Origin of the sequence: Chryseobacterium sp. Leaf405, from assembly GCF_001425355.1 — a bacterium.
In the GTDB taxonomy this organism is placed as follows: domain Bacteria; phylum Bacteroidota; class Bacteroidia; order Flavobacteriales; family Weeksellaceae; genus Chryseobacterium.
The window spans coordinates 64969-87459 of sequence record NZ_LMQN01000003.1; the positions used below are offsets into that span (position 1 = coordinate 64969).

Below are 22491 nucleotides of genomic sequence, written 5' to 3' on the forward strand. Positions count from 1 at the left end.
AATTATTTTGATAAATATTATCTTCTCGTTCTACTCTTATCGTTTACACTAGCATCCTGAGCAACACGGAATCCAATCCATCCGTAAGCTCTATCCTGGCTCTTGTATCTTCTCTGACCTGGGTCTAACCAATAAGCTGTATCTTGCCAAGAACCACCTTTAATTACTCTAATATCATTAGAAATTCCTGATGTTCTTTCTTTTTTATCTTTCTGTAATACTACTTTTCCGCCAGCATCTACAATAAATCTCGCTTGAGGAGCATTGTACATATTGAATCCTGTAGCAGAGTCTGAAGCAGTTCTATAATCTAAAGATGATTGTTTATCACCATCTCTGTAGTTTCTATAGTCAGCAATAGTTTCTCTTTCAAACTGACCCGGTAAAGTTTTGTAAACTAATCTACCATCAGCTAAAGTATCATACTTAATATTGCTCTCGTCTACCATTTTGTAAGTTCCATCTCCGTTTCTTACGATAGCCTGAGGCATACTCCCTCTATAATAATTGAAATCACTGAAATCTTCGTCAATAATTGGTCTGTATACATCGGCAGTCCATTCTGAAACGTTACCATACATACCATATATTCCTAGGTCATTTGATGGATATTTTCTAACGTCAGAAGTTCTTGCTGAACCGTCATTTTTCCAACCTGCGATACCAGAATAGTCACCACTTCCCATTTTGAAGTTTTCCATGAACATTCCTCTATCTCTTCCTTTAGTACCTCTAAGTAATTCAATTTCAGGTTTTTTACCTTTATATTGATTGTACTCTCTATTTTTAGCCATACCAAGAGCTGCATATTCCCATTCTACTTCTGTTGGAAGTCTGAATTTTGATACCATTGCAGCGTTTGGAGCTCTGTTAGCAGCTAATAATCTTTGGTTTGTAGTTTTCAAACCAGTTTTTTGCTGCATTCTTTTCTCATTGATATATCCTTGCATTTCAGGATCATTCGATTTGAATTTATCCATGTTGAATGCAGTTCCACCTTGATTATTCGATTCGTTGATATACAAATCTTTGGCAATGATTCCGGCTTGCATTAAAGCTTTTTCGTTAGCTCTATCTGACAACCATTCGCAGTATCTATTTGCCTGAGTCCAAGAAACACCTACTACCGGATAATAATCAAATTCAGGAGAACGGAAATACGTCTCATTATAATCATTTCTGGATAGTTTGTTATCCCATAATAAGGTATCTGGCAACGCACCGTTGTAGATCTCCTTAAAACTAGGATCACTTGGAGGGAATACATACTTCAACCATGTCAGGTATTCGCGGTATTCGTAGTTAGTAATTTCTGTTTCTCCGATAAAGAATGAACTTACCTGCATTCTGCGCGGTGAGTTATTCCAATCATGCATAACATCATCTTTCACTAATCCCATAGTAAAAGTTCCACCTTCTACATATACCATTCCTGGCCAACCTTTCTGCTTTTGTTGCTTTCCTGCAAAAAACCAACCTTGTTTTTCGTTTGGTTTCCAACCTGTTTTGCTGACAAATTTTTTAGTACCGCCACCTTTGCTAGTACCTGATCCACCACAACTGGTTAATGCAAGTGTAGAACTTACTGCTATTAATGAAAACAACTTTAGTTTTTTCATAGTCGATATAAATATTTTCAAAGTACAAAGAAAAAATAAATTATTCAATAAATCAAGTAATAGTTTGATTTTTTTGAAAAACGTTAACAAATTAATTTTATTGTATCGCAATTTAATTATAAAATTTTCATTTATTTTGTAATTCAGAAATTTTAATAATAACATGAGACAAAAAATCACGATTTTATTTCTATTAAGCTTTGTATCAACACTCTGGGCTCAAAGAATAAACATCGACTGGGATGGTTCTAAAATCCGAGACTTTGGTGTTGCAAAACTAAATCTTCCAAATTTCAAAAATGAAGGACTTTCTTTCAGCCAAAATAACATATTTATAAGCAAAAAACAACAAGTTGGCGAAAACCAGTTAAAAATTTCTAATCAAGTTTGGGAAAATGTTTCTAATAAAGACTTATTTGATTTAAGTAAAGATCTTTTGTTTGACAAAGAAGTGAAGGATGTCGATTATTATTACTTAGATGGGCAGCGATATGCAAGCATCAATGTTTCTTTGTTTAAAAATGTGAAAGGAAAAGTTCAGAGATTATCTTCTTTTGAAATTGTAGAAACCAACGTTTCCAATCTTTCCGGAAATGCTTTAAAAGTAGGAACTGCAAATAATCCTTTATCTACTGGGGCTTTTTATAAAATTAAAGTTGACAAATCAGGTATTTTTAAAATTACTGCACAATTTTTAAGAGATAACGGAATTAATCCGGCTTCTGTTAACCCGAAAAACTTCAGAATCTACGGAAATGGAGGAGTTATGCTTCCGGAATTCAATCAGGATGTTAAATACAGCGCTCTTCAGGAAAATGCCATTCAGGTTGTAGGTGAAGATGACGGAACATGGAATGACAATGATTATGCGCTTTTTTATGCTCAGGGTCCTGATGGTTATAATCTTTATAATAAATCAAATGGTAACGGTTATAAAAGAAGAGAAACCCGATTTTCTTCAAGTGAAAACGTGAAAAATATTTATGAAGATGTTTCCTATTATTTTATCAATTTTGATAAAGGTCCGGGAAAAAGAGTTCAGCCAGTTGATATTAACTTACCTGCCACCCCACTTATCACAAGATTCGATAATTATCAGGTGATTAATAACGATCAGAAAAACTTGATGAAAGTCGGAAGAACCTGGGTAGAAGATGCTCCTTTTGTAACCGACAAAACGGTGAGTTTTACTACAGCTTCTGCAATACAGCCCGGAGATGTCATAAGATATACAGCGCAGGCGATAGGATTCAGGTCTCAAAAAAACACTCTTTCTATCGATATAAATAATCAGAGTCCTACTGTAACAATAGTTCCACAACCTGACCTATCTGCTTCCTACGAATTTTTTCCTATAAAATATGCCGGTACTACTACAGGTTTAACAGGAACGCAACTTACATTTAATCTGAAACCGAATATTACCGCAAACCCTAACGGAACTTTCTATCCTGATTATTTTGAGGTTCAGTATAAAGATAACCTTACTTTTAATGGAACTCAAATCAATTTCAGAGATTATTCTTTGGTTAGTGGGAGTAATACAACTTATGGTTTCAGCTTATCAAATGCAGGATCGGCAGAACAAATCTGGGATGTTACTGATATTACCAATGCTAACAGAAGGGTAAATAAAGCATCAGGAAATACCACATTTAACTTCGCTTATACAGCATCTGATCAGAATTTTAATAACGAATTCGTAGCTTTCAGAAATGATGCGGCTTTCAGTCCTCAGTTTGTGGGGAGAATTGGTAATCAGAATCTTTCAGCATTATCCAATGTAGATTATCTCATTATTACAGTTCCTGAAATGATGGCACAGGCTCAAAGATTGGCTAATTATCATCAGACAAAAAACAATTACAATGTACAGATTATCGATACCGATAAAATTTACAATGAATTTGGCAGCGGAAGCAGAGATCTTACCGCAATCAGAGATTTTGTCACAAAACTTAATACTCCGCTAGGAACATTGAAATATGTATTTATTTTAGGAGATGCTTCTTACGATTATAAGAATAGAATATCTAATAATTCCAACATCGTTTCAAGCTATAATAGTGAAAATTCTAATGATGTTATTGCATCCTACGTTACAGACGATTATATCGTAATGACAAAACCACAAACGGTTGAGCATATTGATTCTAATCTTCCCGATTTGCCGGTGGGGCGTATTCCTGCCGCAACTGTAACAGAAGCCGGCAATATGATCGATAAAACATTAGCTTATAACAACAGTTTATCAGGACAATCTTCTCCTTTCGGAGAATGGAGAATGAAACTTGATTTTGTTGTGGATGATGATAATGATACGGGACCTATTTTTCATGATGTAATGAACAGTACCCTATCTTCGGTATTTGAATCAGGAACAGATCTTAAAGAATATAATGTAAGAAAACTATATCTGGATGCTTTCCCGAGACAAAGTACATCTGGCGGATTCAGATATCCTCAGGTAAATCAGGCAATTTTCAACGATGTAGGAAACAGCCTTTATCTTTTCTATTTCGGACATGGAGGTATTAACGGATGGGCGCAGGAAAGAGTTTTTACTTTAGATGAAATTAACAATCTTAATAATTTTTCTAACGTATACAGCAGATTCCCTTTTGTATCTACCATTACATGTGAATTTACACTTTGGGACGAACCGGCTACAGCTTCCGCCGGAGAACAATTAATGAAATTAAAACAAGGAGGTCCGGCTACGATGATTACTTCCAGCCGTGCTATTGCGGTAGATTACGGAATCGACTTTACTAATCTTTTTACTCAGAATATTTTTAAATTAACAAGTGACGATTTTGAAACATTGGGATATGCACACCTTAATGCAAAAAAACAATATGGCGGACAAAACAACCATTTAAAAGTAAACTATCTTGGTGATCCAGCTATGAAATTAAGTAGACCTAAGAGATTATTGGTTATCGATAATATTGAAACGCCGGTTCCGGGATTAATCAGAGGATTAGATTTTGTAAAGGTTAAAGGGCATATCAACAATCCTAACGGATCTGTAAACACATCTTTTAACGGAAAAGTTATCATTAATATTTTCGATAAAAGATTAAATAAAACAACTTTAAATAACAGTGGAGCACTATCTCCAGTTCTTCAATATACAGAAGAAGGAAGTGCGATCGTGAAAGCTGCAGGGATAGCAGTAAATGGTGTGTTTACCGCAGAATTCTATGTTCCTAAAGATATTAACTATGCCATTGGTACAGGAAGAATCTTAGCTTACGCCGATAACAAAGCAAGTGATGTTTTCAACAACCAGCCAGTACAGGTAGGAGATATTAATCCCAATGGAATTAATGATAACGAACCACCAAAAGTGAAGTTATATATGAATAACACCAACTTTGCAGAAGGGGGTATTACAGACCAAAACCCAATGTTGCTGGCTTGTGTAACAGATGATACGGGAATTAATTCTACAGGTTCTGGTATCGGTCACGATATTACAGTATATTTGGACGGACAAATTATCAACACCGTTGTATTGAATGATTTTTATTCACCGGGTGAAGGAAACGGATGTGTCAGCCCGAGTTTAGCAGATTACCAAAAAGGAAATGTAACCTACCCTTTCAGAAATCTTGCCGTAGGACAACATCAATTAACATTTAAAGTTTGGGACATCAACAATAATTCCACAACTTCTACGTTGAATTTTGAAGTTAAGGATGAAGCCGATCAACATTTGATCATTAACAGACCATTGAACTGGCCAAATCCGTTTACCAATAAAACATACGTTCAGTTTGAGCATAACTGTGATGATATTCTTGATGTAAATGTCCAGATTTATACAATTACAGGAAAATTGGTAAGAACTTTATCACAGCCAGTCGTTGCAGAACCTTTCCTACAGGGCTTTAGAACGCCACGTCAGGCAATAGAATGGGACGGAAGAGATGATTTTGGTGCCACAGTAGCAAAAGGTACGTATATTTTTAAGATATTTGCAAAAAGTCAGAATCAAGAAAAATGCAAAGGAAGTGCTACAGCTGTAGAAAAAATGGTACTTTTGAAATAAATTAAAATAATTATAGTTAATAATATTAATAAAAAACTGATAATATATAAAAGACAACATATGAATTTAACAACTAAACTGCTTTTAGGAATTGGGTTAGGTGCTGGTTTTTTAGGCTATTCTCAAGATTTAAGTCTAGTAAGACCTGTATTAACAGGAGCTCCGTTTTTAAGAATTGCCCCTGATGCAAGAGCCGGAGGTATGGGAGACCAAGGGGTTGTAACCTCTCCTGATGCATTTTCTCAGTTCTGGAATGCTGCAAAATATCCTTTTAGCAGAACCAGTTCTTCCGTAGGGATAAACTATACACCGTACATGGGTAAACTTACCAATGATGTGTTTTTGCTGTATGGAGCATTCCATAAATTCTTAGGGCAGGAAGAAAGATCTACCATCTCTGCAAGTATCTATTACTTCAATATGGGTGAAGTAGACTTAACTTCTTTGGTTGGTAACGACGTTGTTTCAAACGGTACTTCCAAACCAAACGAATTCTCTATTGATGTTGCTTATGGTCTTAAACTTTCAGATTCATACTCAATGGCAGTTACGGGTAGATTTATCCGTTCAGATTTAGCCGGAGGATTCAACACTGACACTACCCTTAAACCGGCAAACTCTTTCGCAGTAGACGTTTCAGGATACTATACATCTCCTAAATTTTCAAGTTTCGGAAATATGGATGGTAAACTGAATGCAGGTTTCACTATTCAGAACTTAGGTCCGAAATTAGACTATACAGGAAACGAAGAATCAAGATCTTATCTTCCTACCATGGCAAGATTGGGTATTGGTTATGATACGTATCTAGATGACATGAACAAACTTGGAATCAGCTTTGAAGGTTCTAAAATCTTAGTTCCTGGTTCAGAATTTACAGGTAGATATGACAGCAGCAGAAATCCTATTTATGAAATTCCAAACGTAGGACCTATCGCTGGTATCGGAAAATCTTTCAAAAACAAAAACTCAGTTATGATGAGTGGTGCTTTGGAATATTCTTATGACAATGCATTTGCTGTAAGAGGAGGATATTTCCACGAAAGTGAAGAGCAGGGAGCAAGACAGTTTGCAACTGCTGGTATCGGATTAAAGTACCGTTCTTTCGGTCTTGATATTTCTTACCTTATCAATATGTCTAAAATTAATACTGCTTTGGATAACACGCTTCGTTTCGGTCTTACATGGAACATTGGTGAAGAAACTTCAAACGTAGATTATTAAGAAATACAACATACAAGTTTAAAAAGTCTCATATTTTATGGGACTTTTTTATTTGAAGCAATTTTGGCAATATTGATTTTTTTTAAGAGCAATTCCAGCTTTTCGCACTCGCTATTTTTATTTTCAGGCTGTGGCGGCTTCGCCACCACAGCCTGAAAATAAAAATGAGTTCAAACAAATGCTTCAATCTGGGCTAGGAATTTTGTGTTTCCTATCAACATTTCGAAGAACCATAACCCCTTTATCGTTCCGTTATCCATTAGAAAATCAACCTAAAAAAAATATTTCAGAAAAATTCACAATTCATCTGCATAGCAAAACTCACAATTCATATTTAACTCTTATTTTTGTAGTATGAACTATTCTGCGGAACTCAAAAAATTTGTCACCAGCCAATATGTATACTCTGCCATCAGAATTACATTGGCAACCGTTCTGCCATGCCTCGTTCTCGCCCATTTCGGGATCTTAAAAGAATATTTCCTTTTTCCTCTCGGAACCAGCTTTGTTGCCCTCACCGATCAGCCAGGACCATTTATCCGCAGAAGAAATGCCTTAACATTCGCCATTATTTGCTTTGTTTTTGTCGCCCTTATTGCAAGTTTGGTAATGCATATTAAAATTTTGGTTCTCTCAGAAATTATTGTCTTCGGAATATTTTTTTCGTTGATCGGAGTTTACGGACAAAGATTAGCCGCCGTTGGTTCTTTATCATTAGTAGTTCTTGCCATCTTTATCGACGGACATTTAACCGGAGCCAATATTTTTAAAAGCTTATTAATTTTCGCTTCGGGCTGTGCCTGGTTCTTATTGATATTTTTAATTGTAACGACCATTCAGCCTTATAAATTGGCAAGTCAGATGATTGGAGAAAATTATCTTCAGTTAGCAGAATTTTTAAAAATTAAAGCCAATTATTATCAGAAAAATCCTGATTTCAATAAACTAACCACACAGGTTATCGCCAAACAGATTGAAATAAAAAACCTTCAGGAAGAAACCAGAGAAACCGTTTTCAAAACAAGGGTTATCGTAAATGAATCGACGACAACAAGCCGTTTGTTGATGTTGATGTTACTGAATTCAATGGATCTTCATGAGAAACTGATGACTTCAGAAAGCGATTACGAAAAACTTCAGAAAAGTTTCGACGACAGCATGATCTTGGTAAACATCCATGATTATCTGAATTTATTGGCAGAAGAAATTACCAACATCGGAATCTCGCTTCAAATCGGAACAAGGGCAAAACCTATGTTTAATCTGGATGCTGAGCTAAAAAATCTTAATCATCACTATTTTGAACTGAGAAATAAAGAACTGACTCCGGACAGTCTTGAAGACTTTATGGTTCTTCGTCAGATCCTGATGCGCATCAACGAGATTACAAAAGAAATCAACGAAATCTATAAAGTCTTTTCACAAAATATAAAACTCGCAAAAAGTCTTTCTACAGGTTTAGATTTAAAAAAATTCATGCCCAATGAAGAAAAGCTTAATATTAAAGTTTTAAAAAACAATATCTCACTTTCCTCTTCACATTTTCGTCATGCGTTGAGAATTACAATTGCTTTATTATTAGGGTATTCATTTTCGTTATTTCAATTATTGGGAATTGGTCATACGTATTGGATTTTAATTACAATAGTTGCCATTTTAAAACCAGCCTACTCTATCACCAAAAAAAGAAATCTGCTACGTCTCTACGGAACAATTGCCGGAGCCGTTATTGCGTATGGAATACTGCATTTTATTCATATCAACCAACTTTTATTCAGTATTCTTTTGCTAAGCATGATTATGTGTTTCAGCTTTTTGAAAGGACGGTATTTCTGGGCAGTTTTGTTTATGACGATCTACGTTTTCCTGAGTTTTAATTTTTTGAGTCCGGGAAATGTCGACATTATTTTCAGAGACAGAATTGTGGATACCATTATTGCCGGAATTATTACCTCGATTGTCGCTTACATCGTATTGCCGGTTTGGGAGCATACTCAGAATTTAGAATTAATGAAAAAATCTGCGGAATGCAATTTAATTTATTTCCAAAGCGTGATTTCTAAGTTCATCGGAGAAGACTTTGATATTGAAGATTATAAAGTGAAGCGAAAAAACGCTATCATTTCATTGGCAAACCTTTCGGATAATTTTCAGAGAATGATTTCTGAACCGAAAAATCAACAGAAAAAACTGGAAGTGGTACATCAGTTTGTTGCAACTTCACATTTAATTACTGCTTACACTGCTTCTCTTTCGCAATATGTGAAAGATGATGAAAAATTTCCTGAAATTGATGCTGAAGGCTGGAGCAAAAAAATAGAATCTGAAATGCAGCAGATTTCAAATTTGTTGAATGGCGACAAAATCAGTGAAGCTTTAAAAATGGAAAGCCGTATCGAACCGGAAGATTCTTCACTAGAAGATTTAATTTTAAAACGAAAAACAGAACTTACCGAAACTGAATCTTTCGACAGAAGAGATCCTGATAAAATCTCACATTTAACAGAGCTGAAAAATGTACATGATATTCTTGAACTGATTTATGACGTGGCAAAAGAACAGCGAAAAGTAATTGAAAAGTATAAAAGCGAGTCTGCCGACACAGAAATAAGTAAACCTATTCCTCAACAATCGTAAAACAATATTCGTCGAAAAACTCTACTCTGGCTTTAAATTCATCGGAAATCTGTTCGTCGTGAACTCTGCATTTAATATCGTGAATATGTTTTAATTCAAAAGGTTTTACTTCGTAATGTTTTTTCAGTGACCAGTGTTTAGAATGATGAATTTTGTACATACTTTCCTTTACGCTCCAGATGATTGTAAAATAAGTAACTTCATTATCAAAAGGAATAAAACCACGCTCGTTTTCATACGTGAATTTATCGATTACCCTTAAAATTTTTGGATTAAATTTTTCAAGATCAATCCCGATTTTATTTTTAGAAATAGCAATCGCTGCAAATGGAAAAGAATGGGTGATGGATATTTCGGCATCTTTCGGCGACAGAAAAGGTTCCCTTTCCTTATATAAAATTTTCGAATTCGGTTTTAAGCCTTTTAATAACTTACGAACCATCAAAACCTCCAATAATTTCTTTGGATGATAATCCTTTACTTTCTCTGCGTTTTCAGGTTCCAACAATTTCTGAATATCCAAATCTTCAGTTTCATCGTACTTCCACACGAGAATTGTTGCGTTATCATCAGAAAAATCACGGTAAAGAGGCATTGAATAATTTTATGTCGTAAAAATAATAAAAATTAGAACAATGTAAAGATTTCTGTATCCGCAATAATCCACAAGATTGATTACATTGGTTAAAATTCTACCAAATAAAAATTCCATTATAACAAAAACGGTCATTCTTATTATAATGGAATTTATTTTTTGAAGAAAATTATTTTAAACCAAAGGTTCCTGCTGGCTTAAGCAATGAAAGCTTCCCAATCCCCAAATAATATCCGTAGAATCTATTCCTACAACTTTTCTTTCAGGGAAACATTTCTGGATAATTTCCAAAGCAACCTCATCTTTATCGCATCTGTAAGTTGGCACGATGACCGATTTATTAGCAATATAAAAGTTAGCGTAAGAAGCCGGCAAGCGTTGATCTTCCCAAATTACAGGATCCGGCATAGGAAGTTCTATGATATTTAACGAACTTCCATCCAATAAACGCATTTCCTTTAGCTGCTTCAAATTGGTTTGAAGAATTTCATAATTGTCATCTTCTACATTATCTTCTACCACAGTAAGAACTGTATTTTCATTCACAAATCGAATGGTATCGTCTACATGCCCGTCGGTATCGTCGCCAATGATACCGTCTTCTACCCAAAGAATCTGTTCCACACAATAGAAATCTTTCAGATATTGCTCTACCTCTTCTTGTGACAAATGCGGATTTCTGTTTTTATTAAGCAAACAAGATTTAGATGTAAGAATCGTTCCTTTTCCATTAAACTCTACAGATCCGCCTTCCATAATAATTCCGGGATAAATCACTGGAATATCAAATTCTTTCCCAATTTTTGTAGGAATAACATCGTCCAATTCAAACGGAGGATATTTTCCGCCCCATGCATTAAATCCCCAATCTAAAATAATTTTCTGAGGTTCTTCTCCATTTTTATTCACTAAGAAAGCCGGTCCGTGATCTCTACACCATGCATCATTAGTTTCATTAAAATAAAACTCTACATTTTCTAAATTTGCGCCAGCCTGCATAATACAATCCATTGCAAATTTTCTCATTTCTTCATCTTTTACATTGATTCTCACAAATTCATCCTGAGAAAGAATTTTTATAAATTCTGAATAATAAGGATATATTTCCTGCAGTTTATCCGGCCAGGATTCTTCTTTATGCGGCCATGAAAGCCAGGTTGCTTCATGTTCTTCCCATTCTGCCGGAAAACGGTATCCTAATTCTTTAGGTGTTTTAGTATTATCTATCATTAATCTTCATCAATAAAACGTTTCGTAATCGGCGAATAAGTTTCAATTCTTCTGTCACGAAGGAAAGGCCAGTGCTTTCTCATGTAATCTGTTTGTGATAAATCCACTTCCGTTACAGCAACCTCTTCCTGATCATGAGATGCTAAATACAATAATTTCCCCTGAGCATTGGTTACAAAACTTCCGCCCCAGAATTTCATGGCACCATCTTGCTCAAACCCTACTCTGTTTACAGAAACTACAGGAAGTCCGTTTGCTACAGAATGAGAACGTTGGATCGTTTGCCATGCATTGTATTGATCCTGATTTGTTTCCTCATCCTGAGCGGTATCCCAACCAATTGCGGTAGGATAAAACATAATATCAGCTCCCATTAAAGCTGTAATTCTTGAAGCTTCCGGATACCATTGATCCCAGCAAATCAGAACTCCAACTTTCCCGAATTTTGTAGGGAAAATTTTATATCCTAAATCTCCCGGTGTGAAATAAAATTTTTCATAAAAAGCAGGATCATCCGGAATGTGCATTTTACGATATTTCCCTAAATAAGTTCCGTCTGCATCAATCACAGCGGTAGTATTATGATATAATCCCTGAGCTCTTTTTTCGAAAAGCGAAGCAATAATTACTACGCCCAATTCTCTGGCAACAGGAGAAAGTGCATCTGTTGATGGGCCAGGAATTGCTTCCGCCAAATCAAAGTTATTATAATCTTCTACATCACAAAAATAAAGTGACGTGAATAGTTCCTGTAAACAAACAATTTGTGCGCCTTTTGCAGCAGCTTCTTTTATTTTTTCGATGGCTTTGTTCAAATTTTCCTGCTTGTCTGCAACACAAGACATCTGAACGGTACCTATTTTTACTTTTGACATGTTCTGAATTTTTATAGTACAAAAATAATATTTTTAAAATAGATCGTGAAGGAGTTTTGATCGAAAATATATCTGATAGATTAATTAAATAGAAACTTATTATTAGCTTATTTTTAACACATGAAAAAGCCTCACAGATTTTAAAAATCTGTGAGGCTTCCATGTACATTAATATATGTATTTCTTATTTAGTTTGGTGATTGATATCGTTTCTGTGCTCCATAATCTCAAGATTTTCGTCCACAAAATATGCACTTCCGAATCCATTTACGTAAGAACCTTTCGTTGGGTGAAGCCCGATCAAGATGAAATCTTTCATTTCAGCGATAACGTCTACTACTTTTCCGTGAGTTTCTTTTAATAATGATACCACAGTATTCCACGTTTCAGAATCTCTTTCAACCTGAGAAGTTGAAGCCTCGATTGTTAATCTTTCACGAGCATAAATTTGTTTTGTAGCAGACTCATCTTCGATGAACATAACAGAAGTTTTTCTACCGTCAGCAAGATTTTTAGTATGTTTTGCCATGAAAGACACCAAAATATAAAACGTATTGTCGACCTGTACAAATGGCGCATAACTAGAATTAGGCGTGCCTTCTGCGTCTACCGTTGCCAAAATAATACTTTTTGTTCTTCCAATTAGCTCTTTCACTTTAGGAGTAAGAGGTTTTGCCTGTCTTTGAGATTCTTCTTGTGTATGATTCATAATAAAAGATTTATTTCTGCAAAAATACACTATTTAGAACTAGAATAAATAATTTTATGGTATGTATAATCTCATATTATGGATTTTAGTACCGTTTTTTTATCTAAATTATTAATCGTAATTTTGCATCTTATTATAATTTGAATTAAATATATTCATAACATATGAGTACTACAACACAATATGTTCCTTATAAAGTTAAGGACATTTCCCTAGCAGAATGGGGAAGAAAAGAAATTACCCTTGCAGAAGCAGAAATGCCAGGTTTGATGTCGATCCGTGAAGAATACGGACCGTCTCAGCCGCTTAAAGGAGCAAGAATCGCAGGATGTCTTCACATGACGATCCAGACGGCTGTTCTTATCGAGACTTTGGTTGCTCTTGGAGCTCAAGTTACTTGGTCTTCTTGCAACATTTTCTCTACTCAAGATCACGCTGCTGCTGCTATTGCTGCTGCAGGAATCCCTGTTTATGCCTGGAAAGGTCTTAATGAAGAAGATTTCGACTGGTGTATCGAGCAGACTTTATTCTTCGGTGAAGACAGAAAACCATTGAATATGATCTTGGATGATGGTGGAGATTTAACAAATATGGTTTTTGATAAATATCCTGAATTTACAAAAGATATCAAAGGGCTTTCTGAAGAAACAACAACTGGTGTTCACAGATTGTACGAAAGAATGAAGAACGGAACCTTGGTAATGCCTGCCATCAATGTAAATGATTCAGTTACTAAATCTAAATTCGACAACAAATACGGATGTAAAGAATCTGCAGTAGATGCTGTAAGAAGAGCTACAGACGTAATGCTTGCTGGAAAAAGAGTGGTAGTTTGCGGATACGGAGACGTTGGTAAAGGTACTGCTGCTTCTTTCAGAGGAGCTGGCTCTATCGTAACAGTTACTGAAATTGATCCAATCTGTGCTTTACAAGCTGCAATGGACGGTTTTGAGGTGAAAAGATTAGATACTGTAGTTGATAACGCAGATATCGTAATCACGACTACGGGTAACTTCAATATCGTAAGAAAAGAACATTTCTTAAAATTAAAAGATAAAGCGATCGTTTGTAACATCGGTCACTTCGATAACGAAATCGATATGGCTTGGTTGAACGAAAACTACGGTCACACAAAAACTGAAGTTAAGCCACAAGTTGATATTTATACTTTAGAAGAAGGTAAAGAAGTAATCATCCTTGCAGAAGGTAGATTGGTAAACCTTGGTTGTGCTACAGGTCACCCATCTTTCGTAATGTCTAACTCTTTCTCTAACCAGACTTTGGCTCAAATCGAACTTTGGAACAATTCTGAAGCTTACGGAAACGAAGTTTATATGTTGCCTAAACATTTGGATGAAAAAGTTGCTGCTCTTCACCTTAAAAAATTAAGCGTTGAGCTAGAAGTTCTTTCTACTGAACAAGCTGAATATATCGGTGTTGATGTAAAAGGACCATTCAAGCCTGAGTATTATAGATATTAAGATTTTAATCTTTAATAATATTGAAACTCTCCAAAATTTGGAGAGTTTTTTGTTTCTGGACTAAAAATTTTCTTTATATATCTTAATTCACCGTATTTTCCCTATGTTTGGATTAATAAATAATTAATATATTTGAAATATATAATTAAAACATAATTGAATGAAAAAACAAAATGTATCAAACGCATTCGTTGCGGCATCTTGGATTGCGCTAGGGGCAGGAATGATCGGATATATTGTCGGATTGGTAAGAGCAGAAATGCTGCTTAATGAAAAAGGATATTATTTCACCATCCTATTATACGGATTATTTGCTGTGGTTTCTTTACAGAAAGCCGTTCGTGACCGATTAGAAAACATCAAAGTAACCGATATTTACTATGGAATCTGTTGGTTTGCTACCCTATCTTCTATTATTTTATTAGCTATAGGACTCTTTAATGCGACCATTTTGCCAAGTGAAAAAGGATTTTATGCTTTTGCATTCTTATTGGCACTTTTCGGAGCCATCGCTGTTCAAAAAAATACTCGAGACAATATGCTTCAGGAATAATAAAAATAAAAACGCCTTACTTTTTGTGAGGCGTTTTTGTAAGATGAGTAATAAATTTTTAAATCCTATACTAAATTACCAATTCAGTATTCAAGTTATTTTATTTATCATATTGGTTCGGATGATTCGCTTTAATATCATCCACGGTTCCTAATACTTTATCCTTTAAGGCATCCTGATATTTCTGAAGATTTTCAGCAACCAAAGGATCTGAAACTGCTACAATTTTAGCAGCCAAAATACCTGCATTCAAAGCACCGTTTAATGCCATTGTAGCAACCGGAATTCCGCCCGGCATCTGAAGAATTGACAGTACAGAATCCCAACCATCGATAGAATTACTAGACAAAATCGGAACTCCGATCACAGGCAATGTCGTGCAGCTTGCTACCATTCCCGGAAGATGCGCTGCTCCTCCTGCTCCGGCAACAATTACTTTTAACCCTCTTTCTTTTGCTGTTTTTGCATAATCAAACATTCTTTCCGGTGTTCTGTGTGCAGAAACCACCGTCAGTTCATACGGAATGTCCAACGATTTCAAAAAATTTGCTGCCTGTTCCATGATTGGTAAGTCGCTTTGACTTCCCATAATAATTCCTACCATTCTTCAATTTTTATTAGATGTTCAAAGATAAAGAATTAATAATGTTCATGCAAAAAGGCGTAAAAGTTGTTCTGTACCTTCGGAAGTTTTTAAACAATACCTTTGAATTTATTTTAAATTAATATTTTTGCCAATTACACGCCACAACTTTGAAAAATTATAAACTTACACTCGCCATATGTACTGTTGCTATCGTATGGGGAACAACATTTTTGTCCATCCGTGTTGCCGTTGAAACTATTCCTCCATGGTTTGTAGCGGGAATCCGTCAGTTTTTAGCAGCTATTATTATGCTGTTGATTTTACTGTCTCGAAAACAATTCAGATGGATCGGCTGGAAAAATCTGAAATATCAGTTAATTTTCTCAACATTAATGTTGATTATCGCCAACGGAATGACCACTGTTGCAGAAGAAAACGTGACCAGCAGCTTAACATCATTAATAAGTGCCTGCTCACCTATTGTTGTTTTTTTGGGAAGTTTAGCTTTGGGTCTGCAAAAGTTCAGCTTTCGGTCACTTGCCGGGGTTCTTATGTGTTTTAGCGGAATCATTCTCATTTTCTGGGACGGAATCAATGATCTGGAAAATCCGGATTATGCTTTGGGAATTTTCTTTCTTTTTATCGCCATTTTGGGCTGGGCTTCAGGAACGATTTTCACTAAAAAATTGAATATTCAAAGCCAGAATATTTCTCTGAACCTATTTTATCAATTTGCTTTTGCGGGAATTGTTCAGATTATTTTTGCTTTCATATTTTCAGAAGATTATAATTTTGAAAACTGGAGCTTGAAGAGTATTTCTGCTATGCTTTATTTATCCGTTTTTGGTTCTGTAGCTGCATTTTTTGCTTTTCATTATGCACTTACTAAAGTTTCTCCGGTTCAGGTTTCAATTTTGGCATATATCAATACGATTATTTCCATATTTTTAAGCTGGCTGATCTTAGGTGAACAGATTTCCACCAAATTTATCTTTGCCGCAGTGTTGATTATATTTGGAGTATTTGTGATTAATTATAATAGAGAGATGTTTAAAAAGCAGAGAATTGAGTGATTAATAAGAATTTTTGTAAAATAAGTTTAATTCTATTTTGTTGCACCATGTTTGGTATGTAAATATAAAATTGGATCATCATCTAAATGTAGTTTAATCTGAATAAGAACTAATAAACAAGTCTTTTCATAACAAATTATATTAGCAAAAAAGACTGCCCTCTCAAGCAGTCTTTTTCAATATAATAACATTCAATTACTCTGCAATCACTCGCACCATTGCCTTTACCATTACCAGCTTCTCCATGAGTTCCTCTCTGGAATCCGCCAAAACATTAATGTGTCCCATTTTTCTTCCCGGCTTGGTTTCTGTTTTTCCGTAGAGGTGAATGTAGGTTTCCGGTAATCTTAAGACTTCTTCCATTCCTTCGTAAATTACTTTTCCCGAGAAACCTTCTGCTCCTACCAAATTCAACATTCCACTGTAGATGATAGCATCTGTATCTGCCAAAGGTAAATTTTTCACCACACGATACATTTGTTCGAACTGAGAATTAGCATTTCCTTCCTGACTTTGATGCCCTGAATTGTGCAATCTCGGAGCCGTTTCATTTACCCAAACTTTTCCTTCTTTATCTAAAAATAATTCTATAGCAAAAAGTCCCGGTGAGTTGATGGCATTTAAGAATTTTTCGGTTATTGAGTTAACCTGTTCTTCAATATTTTCTTCCAGAAAAACCGGACAGATATTAAAATCCAACAAATTAAGTTTCGGATCTGCAACCATCTCAGTGACAGGAAAAATTTTCGTTTCTCCACTCTCATTTCTTGCAACAATGATAGAAAGCTCTTTATCAATATCAACTAATTTTTCAATGACAGAATCCTCCGTCCAAAGATTTCTCATGTCTTCAGCAGTTCGAATCACCTGAACCCCTTTTCCGTCATATCCCCCTGTATTCAGCTTCTGTACGAAAGGAAAAGGCATCTTGATTTCATCAGAACTTCCGTCCATCACTTCAAATTCAGGGCTTGGAATATCGTGAGCTTTATAAAATTCTTTCTGAAGTATTTTTTGTTGAATAGTTTTAATGATTTTAGAATTCGGAACGACTTTTATTCCTTGATTTTCCAATTCAGCCAAAGCATCTGCATTTACATGCTCGATCTCAATCGTAACCACATCCTTATCTTTACCGAAATTCAACACCGTTTCATAATCATTAAAACTTCCCTGTTTAAAGTAAGAAATATTGTGGCAAGGCGCATCAGAAGCCGGATCTAATGTATAAAATTCATCATCATATTTCAATGCTTCCTGAATCAGCATTCTTCCGAGCTGTCCTCCTCCTAAAATTCCTATTTTCATTTTTACTTTTATTTTTTCTATTAGATTTACTTTTATTGAACCTTATCAATTTTTAAATAACCGAGACTTACAAAATTTTCCTGATTTTCTGCCTCTGATTTTACCAATGAAATCGAATATTTACGCTTTATCTCCGAAGGTAAAATTTCCTTTACCGGAAAAATATCATCGATATCTACTCCTAATTTTTCATCTATATGACTGGTTGCCCCTTTAAAACCCATTTTTTTATAAAATTCTGTAGATTTTGCTTTCTTTACAGCATCGCCCATAGAATTTCCAACAACCAAATGTTGCTCATGGAACTCTTCAAAAAACCCCTTTTTGTAGCCTCCGAGATTAATGAAATAAAGCTGTTCTTCAGAAGTATTTTCTCCTCTTTCTACGATTTGTACCTCATATCCGTCTACAAATTTCACCTCCTGATAACAATCGATATGAATTTTTCCCTGCGCTTCTTTCCAGAACATTTTCATATCTTCTACAAGATCTTTCAGTGTTTCTGCAATTCCAAAGAATACATCATGCTGCTCAATATTTCTTCCGGGCGGTGTTGCTCCCAGAATTACATAAAATAATTTCATCTAAAATTTTGTTTATGCAAAAATACATCAAATTTATCTTTTTTAAACGTTTGGCAGAATAACGCAATAGTTTTATATTTGTAGCATGTCAGAAATCATTATTCTCTTCCTAGGAGCAATTTCGGCAGGACTTTTGGGTTCACTGACCGGTTTAGGAGGAGGAGTTATTATCATTCCTTTATTGACGCTGGGTTTCGGCGTTCCCATGCATTACGCCATCGGCGCATCATTGATCTCCGTGATCGGAACTTCTTCCGGTGCAGCAGTTGCTTTTGTGAAAGAAGGTTTCACGAATATGAGGATCGGTATGTTTCTGGAAATTGCCACAACATCAGGAGCTATTGTTGGTGCTCTGGTTTCAGGAGCTTTAAATCCTAACACCATAGGAATTATTTTTGCCAGTATTCTTCTTTTAACGGTTATTTTAAACTTAAAAGGAAAGCCTGATCATCAGGAATCCATCATAAAAGGAAGTCTTGAAGATAAGCTAAAACTTCACGGCACTTTCCCTGATAAAGGCGTTGTAAAAAGCTATTCTGCAAGAAATACAGTTCCTGGATTTTTCATGATGATGTTTGCAGGAGCCATGTCGGGATTATTGGGAATCGGTTCTGGTGCTTTGAAGGTTTTGGCGATGGATAATATGATGAGACTTCCTTTCAAGGTTTCTACAACAACCAGTAATTTCATGATTGGAGTAACGGCAGTAGCAAGTTCACTTATTTATTTCCAAAGAGGAGAAATTATTCCTGTTATTGTTGCACCGGTTTTAGTAGGTGTCGTGGTTGGAAGTTTCATCGGATCTAAGACTTTAATGGTTTCGAAGACCAAAAAATTAAAGACATTTTTTGCCATTGTTATTACCATTCTTTCGATTTATATGATGTATAACGGTATTAGAAGCAACTTCTCATGAGAAAGGATTTTACAGATGCTGACCTTAACCGTTCTGTCGGAAATCTTCTTCGATTGGGCGTTATCTTATCAGTTATTACTTCGTTGGTGGGTTTTATCAAACTTTTCACGGAAGGTTTTAAAATGCCTAAAAAATACAAACTTCTTGACATGGGAACTTCTTCCGAGAAAGTTTGGGGACATTTTTGGGATACGCTTTGCAAAGGCGAAGGAATGGCAATCATCCAACTGGGAATTCTACTGTTAATTTTTACGCCTTTAATGAGAATTATTTTCGCTTTAATAGGGTATTTAAAAGAAAAAGACTACGTGTATGTAGTCATTTCTTCAATTGTTTTGGCAATTATGGCAGTGAGTTTCTTTACCGGATACGCTCACTAATTGATCTAATTTTATTCTTTTAATTTATCAAGATATTCTTTTTCCAGAGAATCAATTTCGTCTATATATTCTTTTTTATTCCTGAAAACTTCAGGATTATAAGAATCTTTTGGCTGATGCTTTTTGTGCAGATCAAACTGACTCGCATGGGAAGCCACCCAAATATCAAAATTCAGTTTTTTCATTTCTCTTAATGTATATTCATAATCTTTCTGAATCGTAGGATAAGATGTAACTTCAGAAAATTTCTTATCAATAATAATGGTGGGCATATTGGCAATTAAGACCTTGTATTTCCTCGTGCTGTCTTTGGTTTCAAATAAATAACTACAAGAACCTTTCGTATGTCCCGGATGATGAAGCATCGTTAATTTGGTATCTCCAAGAGTGATTAAATCTTTATCTTTTAAAATATAATCTGGGTTGATCGGTGCAAACGTAACACCATATTTCCCCATTTCGTAATCAGATTTTCCACCGCTCTTTAGCACATCAGCATCAGCCTGATCGACATATAATTTTGCTCCGGTCTCCTTTTTTATAGCCGCCATTGCTCCCAAATGATCATAATGTGCCTGCGTAAGCAATAATATTTTAGTATCCTTGTAATTAAAACCAAGCTTCTTTATATTATTTTTGATTATCGGAAGCGAATCTGCCAATCCTGTATTGATGAGAATATTACCTTTGTTTGTCACTATTAAATAGGAAGCCAGGTCATATGTTCCCACATAATACAAATTTCCGGCAACCCTGAAAGGTTCATAGGGCTGCGACCATTTTGCGGGATGATCTTTAGGCTCATTGACAGTTTGAGCGTGAAATTGCGAGTTCGCCAAAGCTAAAATCAAAAAAGCTATATATTTTTTCATTTTTAAAAGTTAATTTATTTTCACATTTCATAAAATTCTAACGGCAACTGATCAGGATCTTGGGTAAAGAAAAATTCTTTTCCTGTGAATTCATCAATTCTTATTTCTTCGCAGTTTACCCCTTTTTGAATTAATTCTTCACGTTTTTCATTAATATTTTCCACTGAAAAAGCCAAATGCCTTAAACCGCAAGATTCAGGTCTGGATGGTCTTGGCGGTGGATCGGGGAAGGAAAACAATTCGATGACGTAATGATCTCCGATGGCAAGATCAAGTTTATAAGATTGTCTTTCTTCACGATACACTTCACGGATAATATTTAGCCCCAACATTTCTGTATAAAATTTCTTAGAAACTTGGTAATCTGAGCAAATGATTGCTATATGATGGATTTTCATTTTTAAAAATGTTTAAATTTACTGGTAATAATACTCTGATAGATTTCTTTAAGCCTTTCTCCTACTTTATCATTGTCAAGATTTTTATCAATTTCTGCGCTATGAACAACGATCTGGCTGAACTTTTTAGGACTCATTTTCATCAGTGCAGGTTTTATAGAAAAACTAAGATTTTTGATCGTTCTATCTCCTATTTTAATTTCTTGAATTTTATAGTCTGAACTTCTTTCAATTTCTTTTAATAAAACATCTTTCAAATCTGCATTGTCTATTTTAAAAATATCACCTCCCTTTTCCAAAGCTGTCTGGTCAAGTTTTCCCATGCTCGAAACTTCGTACCTTGCAGATTCCAAAATGAACGCCGTATCTTTCACCAAGACAAGATTCTGATCCTGAATTTCTTTCAATAACTCCTCTTTTGTTTTTTTAATTTCAAATTGAACATCTCTGAAAGTCAATGCTCCGGTTTCGGGAGAATAAGTATAAGTCCTCGTTTGTGATGTAGACATTAAAACCAATATTGTGGGTAATAAAACCGCAAAAGCATTGATTTTTTTTAAACTAAATTGTTCTAAAATCCTGATATTTTTAATCAACAAATAAGGAATCGGTAATAGAGATAAAACCAGTAAATCTGAGTAATCTACAACTCTGTGAATTGAGATTGGAGAAACGATATTATATAGCTTAATAAAATTCTCAGAAAAAGATGATTTCCAGAAAATGAAAAACAATCCGGCTATAAAAACAGAATTATGTTTAAATTTAGGAAATAAATAAGTCAAAAGCATCGGAAACAAAATAATTCCGACAACATCAGATAATTTTCCCGTAAACCAGCTTGTATACTGGAATTTAAAAATATGATCATTCAAAAATAAAATGATCACACAGATTAAAAAAACATAATTTAAAATTAAATTTTTATTTCTCATTATTTGATTTCTTTGCAGTTTTCCTTTCTTCTTGTATCAATTAAATATTGAATTTTCCATTCACCATTTTGCTTTATCAACTGAAAACTGTTCGCTCCACAATGAGAAAATTTCCCTTTAAAATAAAAAGAATATGGCGTAAAAACACTTGCTAAATTTCCGTCAATATGAATGGCATCAATAGTAATTCTTTCATCCAAATCGTCTTTTGACATTTTTGAAATGGAAGTAATAAATTCTTTAATATCTTCATTTTTCACCCCGTCCTTAGTGATCGTTTGGAGAATTGCCGTATCTGAAAAAGCCGTTTTCAATAATTCAGGATCAACATTTTTCATGGCAATAAATAAATTACGGATTGGCTTCTCCACCTCCGTATTTTGAGTTTGTTGTCCGAAACAAAGACCTCCCAACAATAAGGCAACAGCGAATATTTTGTTCATAAAATTCGTTTTATCA

Annotated in this window: 20 protein-coding genes; 8 read left to right on the forward strand and 12 right to left on the reverse strand. The window is 34.9% G+C overall.

Translation table 11 applies throughout. The features are described 5' to 3' along the window. Positions 1 to 17: 17 nt before the first annotated feature. Positions 18 to 1619 (reverse strand): gliding motility lipoprotein GldJ, encoded by a 1602-nt coding sequence (gldJ, locus tag ASG22_RS03570; protein WP_055980837.1) that lies wholly within the window; start codon positions 1617 to 1619, stop codon positions 18 to 20. 163 nt (positions 1620 to 1782) lie between these two features. Between gldJ and porU the strand changes: the two genes are divergently transcribed. The 3 genes from porU to ASG22_RS03585 all read left to right on the forward strand — a co-directional run bounded on the left by porU (position 1783) and on the right by ASG22_RS03585 (position 9537). Beyond that, on the forward strand, positions 1783 to 5676 hold the full coding sequence (porU, locus tag ASG22_RS03575; RefSeq protein ID WP_055980709.1) for a type IX secretion system sortase PorU: 3894 nt from the start codon (positions 1783 to 1785) through the stop codon (positions 5674 to 5676). A 60-nt stretch (positions 5677 to 5736) separates the two neighbouring features. Further along, complete coding sequence (gene porV / locus ASG22_RS03580) at positions 5737 to 6900, forward strand: type IX secretion system outer membrane channel protein PorV (RefSeq protein WP_055980712.1); 1164 nt, start codon at positions 5737 to 5739, stop codon at positions 6898 to 6900. Between the two features lie 354 nt (positions 6901 to 7254). After that, complete coding sequence (locus ASG22_RS03585; RefSeq protein ID WP_055980715.1) at positions 7255 to 9537, forward strand: FUSC family protein; 2283 nt, start codon at positions 7255 to 7257, stop codon at positions 9535 to 9537. Here ASG22_RS03585 and ASG22_RS03590 read toward each other — a convergent pair. From ASG22_RS03590 to ASG22_RS03605, 4 genes are all read right to left on the reverse strand, one after another. Further along, positions 9518 to 10132, reverse strand: coding sequence for a 4'-phosphopantetheinyl transferase superfamily protein (locus tag ASG22_RS03590; RefSeq protein ID WP_055980718.1), 615 nt, complete (start codon positions 10130 to 10132; stop codon positions 9518 to 9520). The genes ASG22_RS03585 and ASG22_RS03590 overlap by 20 nt on opposite strands. 174 nt (positions 10133 to 10306) lie before the next feature. Continuing rightward, positions 10307 to 11362 (reverse strand): agmatine/peptidylarginine deiminase, encoded by a 1056-nt coding sequence (locus ASG22_RS03595; RefSeq protein WP_055980721.1) that lies wholly within the window; start codon positions 11360 to 11362, stop codon positions 10307 to 10309. Continuing rightward, entirely contained in the window at positions 11362 to 12237 is an 876-nt protein-coding gene (locus ASG22_RS03600) for a carbon-nitrogen hydrolase (protein WP_055980724.1), read from the reverse strand. The genes ASG22_RS03595 and ASG22_RS03600 overlap by 1 nt, the downstream gene beginning before the upstream one ends. 184 nt (positions 12238 to 12421) lie before the next feature. Beyond that, on the reverse strand, positions 12422 to 12946 hold the full coding sequence (locus ASG22_RS03605; RefSeq protein WP_055980726.1) for a HugZ family protein: 525 nt from the start codon (positions 12944 to 12946) through the stop codon (positions 12422 to 12424). Positions 12947 to 13110: 164 nt separating this feature from the next. On the opposite strand from ASG22_RS03605, the gene ahcY reads away from it, so the two are divergent. Further along, on the forward strand, positions 13111 to 14427 hold the full coding sequence (gene ahcY, locus ASG22_RS03610; protein WP_055980729.1) for an adenosylhomocysteinase: 1317 nt from the start codon (positions 13111 to 13113) through the stop codon (positions 14425 to 14427). Between the two features lie 160 nt (positions 14428 to 14587). Further along, positions 14588 to 14980, forward strand: a complete 393-nt coding sequence (gene yiaA / locus ASG22_RS03615; protein ID WP_055980732.1) for an inner membrane protein YiaA — start codon at positions 14588 to 14590, stop codon at positions 14978 to 14980. 100 nt (positions 14981 to 15080) lie between these two features. Here yiaA and purE read toward each other — a convergent pair whose 3' ends face one another. Then, on the reverse strand, positions 15081 to 15584 hold the full coding sequence (gene purE / locus ASG22_RS03620) for a 5-(carboxyamino)imidazole ribonucleotide mutase (RefSeq protein WP_055980735.1): 504 nt from the start codon (positions 15582 to 15584) through the stop codon (positions 15081 to 15083). Between the two features lie 149 nt (positions 15585 to 15733). On the opposite strand from purE, the gene ASG22_RS03625 reads away from it, so the two are divergent. Then, positions 15734 to 16639, forward strand: a complete 906-nt coding sequence (locus ASG22_RS03625; RefSeq protein ID WP_055980737.1) for a DMT family transporter — start codon at positions 15734 to 15736, stop codon at positions 16637 to 16639. A gap of 195 nt (positions 16640 to 16834) precedes the next feature. On the opposite strand, the gene ASG22_RS03630 is transcribed toward ASG22_RS03625, so the two are convergent. Further along, on the reverse strand, positions 16835 to 17947 hold the full coding sequence (locus ASG22_RS03630; protein WP_055980739.1) for a 5-(carboxyamino)imidazole ribonucleotide synthase: 1113 nt from the start codon (positions 17945 to 17947) through the stop codon (positions 16835 to 16837). Between the two features lie 32 nt (positions 17948 to 17979). Then, positions 17980 to 18531, reverse strand: a complete 552-nt coding sequence (locus tag ASG22_RS03635) for a DUF1543 domain-containing protein (protein WP_055980742.1) — start codon at positions 18529 to 18531, stop codon at positions 17980 to 17982. 85 nt (positions 18532 to 18616) lie between these two features. Between ASG22_RS03635 and ASG22_RS03640 the strand changes: the two genes are divergently transcribed. Both ASG22_RS03640 and ASG22_RS03645 read left to right on the forward strand, forming a co-directional pair. After that, the gene (locus ASG22_RS03640) at positions 18617 to 19447 is read left to right on the forward strand and encodes a sulfite exporter TauE/SafE family protein (protein WP_055980744.1); all 831 of its coding nucleotides are present in this window, start codon (positions 18617 to 18619) and stop codon (positions 19445 to 19447) included. Beyond that, on the forward strand, positions 19444 to 19827 hold the full coding sequence (locus ASG22_RS03645) for a DUF1634 domain-containing protein (protein WP_055980747.1): 384 nt from the start codon (positions 19444 to 19446) through the stop codon (positions 19825 to 19827). Before ASG22_RS03640 ends, ASG22_RS03645 begins: the two co-directional genes overlap by 4 nt. An 11-nt stretch (positions 19828 to 19838) precedes the next feature. Here the strand turns inward: ASG22_RS03645 and bla are convergent, their stop codons facing one another. The 4 genes from bla to ASG22_RS03665 are packed head-to-tail and all read right to left on the reverse strand — an operon-like array spanning position 19839 to position 22475. Beyond that, a complete protein-coding gene (bla, locus tag ASG22_RS03650) occupies positions 19839 to 20699 on the reverse strand; it encodes a subclass B3 metallo-beta-lactamase (RefSeq protein WP_055980750.1) in 861 nt (286 codons plus the stop codon). A gap of 20 nt (positions 20700 to 20719) precedes the next feature. Beyond that, on the reverse strand, positions 20720 to 21097 hold the full coding sequence (locus ASG22_RS03655) for a VOC family protein (RefSeq protein WP_055980753.1): 378 nt from the start codon (positions 21095 to 21097) through the stop codon (positions 20720 to 20722). A gap of 2 nt (positions 21098 to 21099) precedes the next feature. Further along, a complete protein-coding gene (locus ASG22_RS03660; RefSeq protein WP_055980756.1) occupies positions 21100 to 22032 on the reverse strand; it encodes a hypothetical protein in 933 nt (310 codons plus the stop codon). Continuing rightward, entirely contained in the window at positions 22032 to 22475 is a 444-nt protein-coding gene (locus tag ASG22_RS03665; protein WP_055980758.1) for a nuclear transport factor 2 family protein, read from the reverse strand. The genes ASG22_RS03660 and ASG22_RS03665 overlap by 1 nt, the downstream gene beginning before the upstream one ends. Positions 22476 to 22491: the final 16 nt, after the last annotated feature.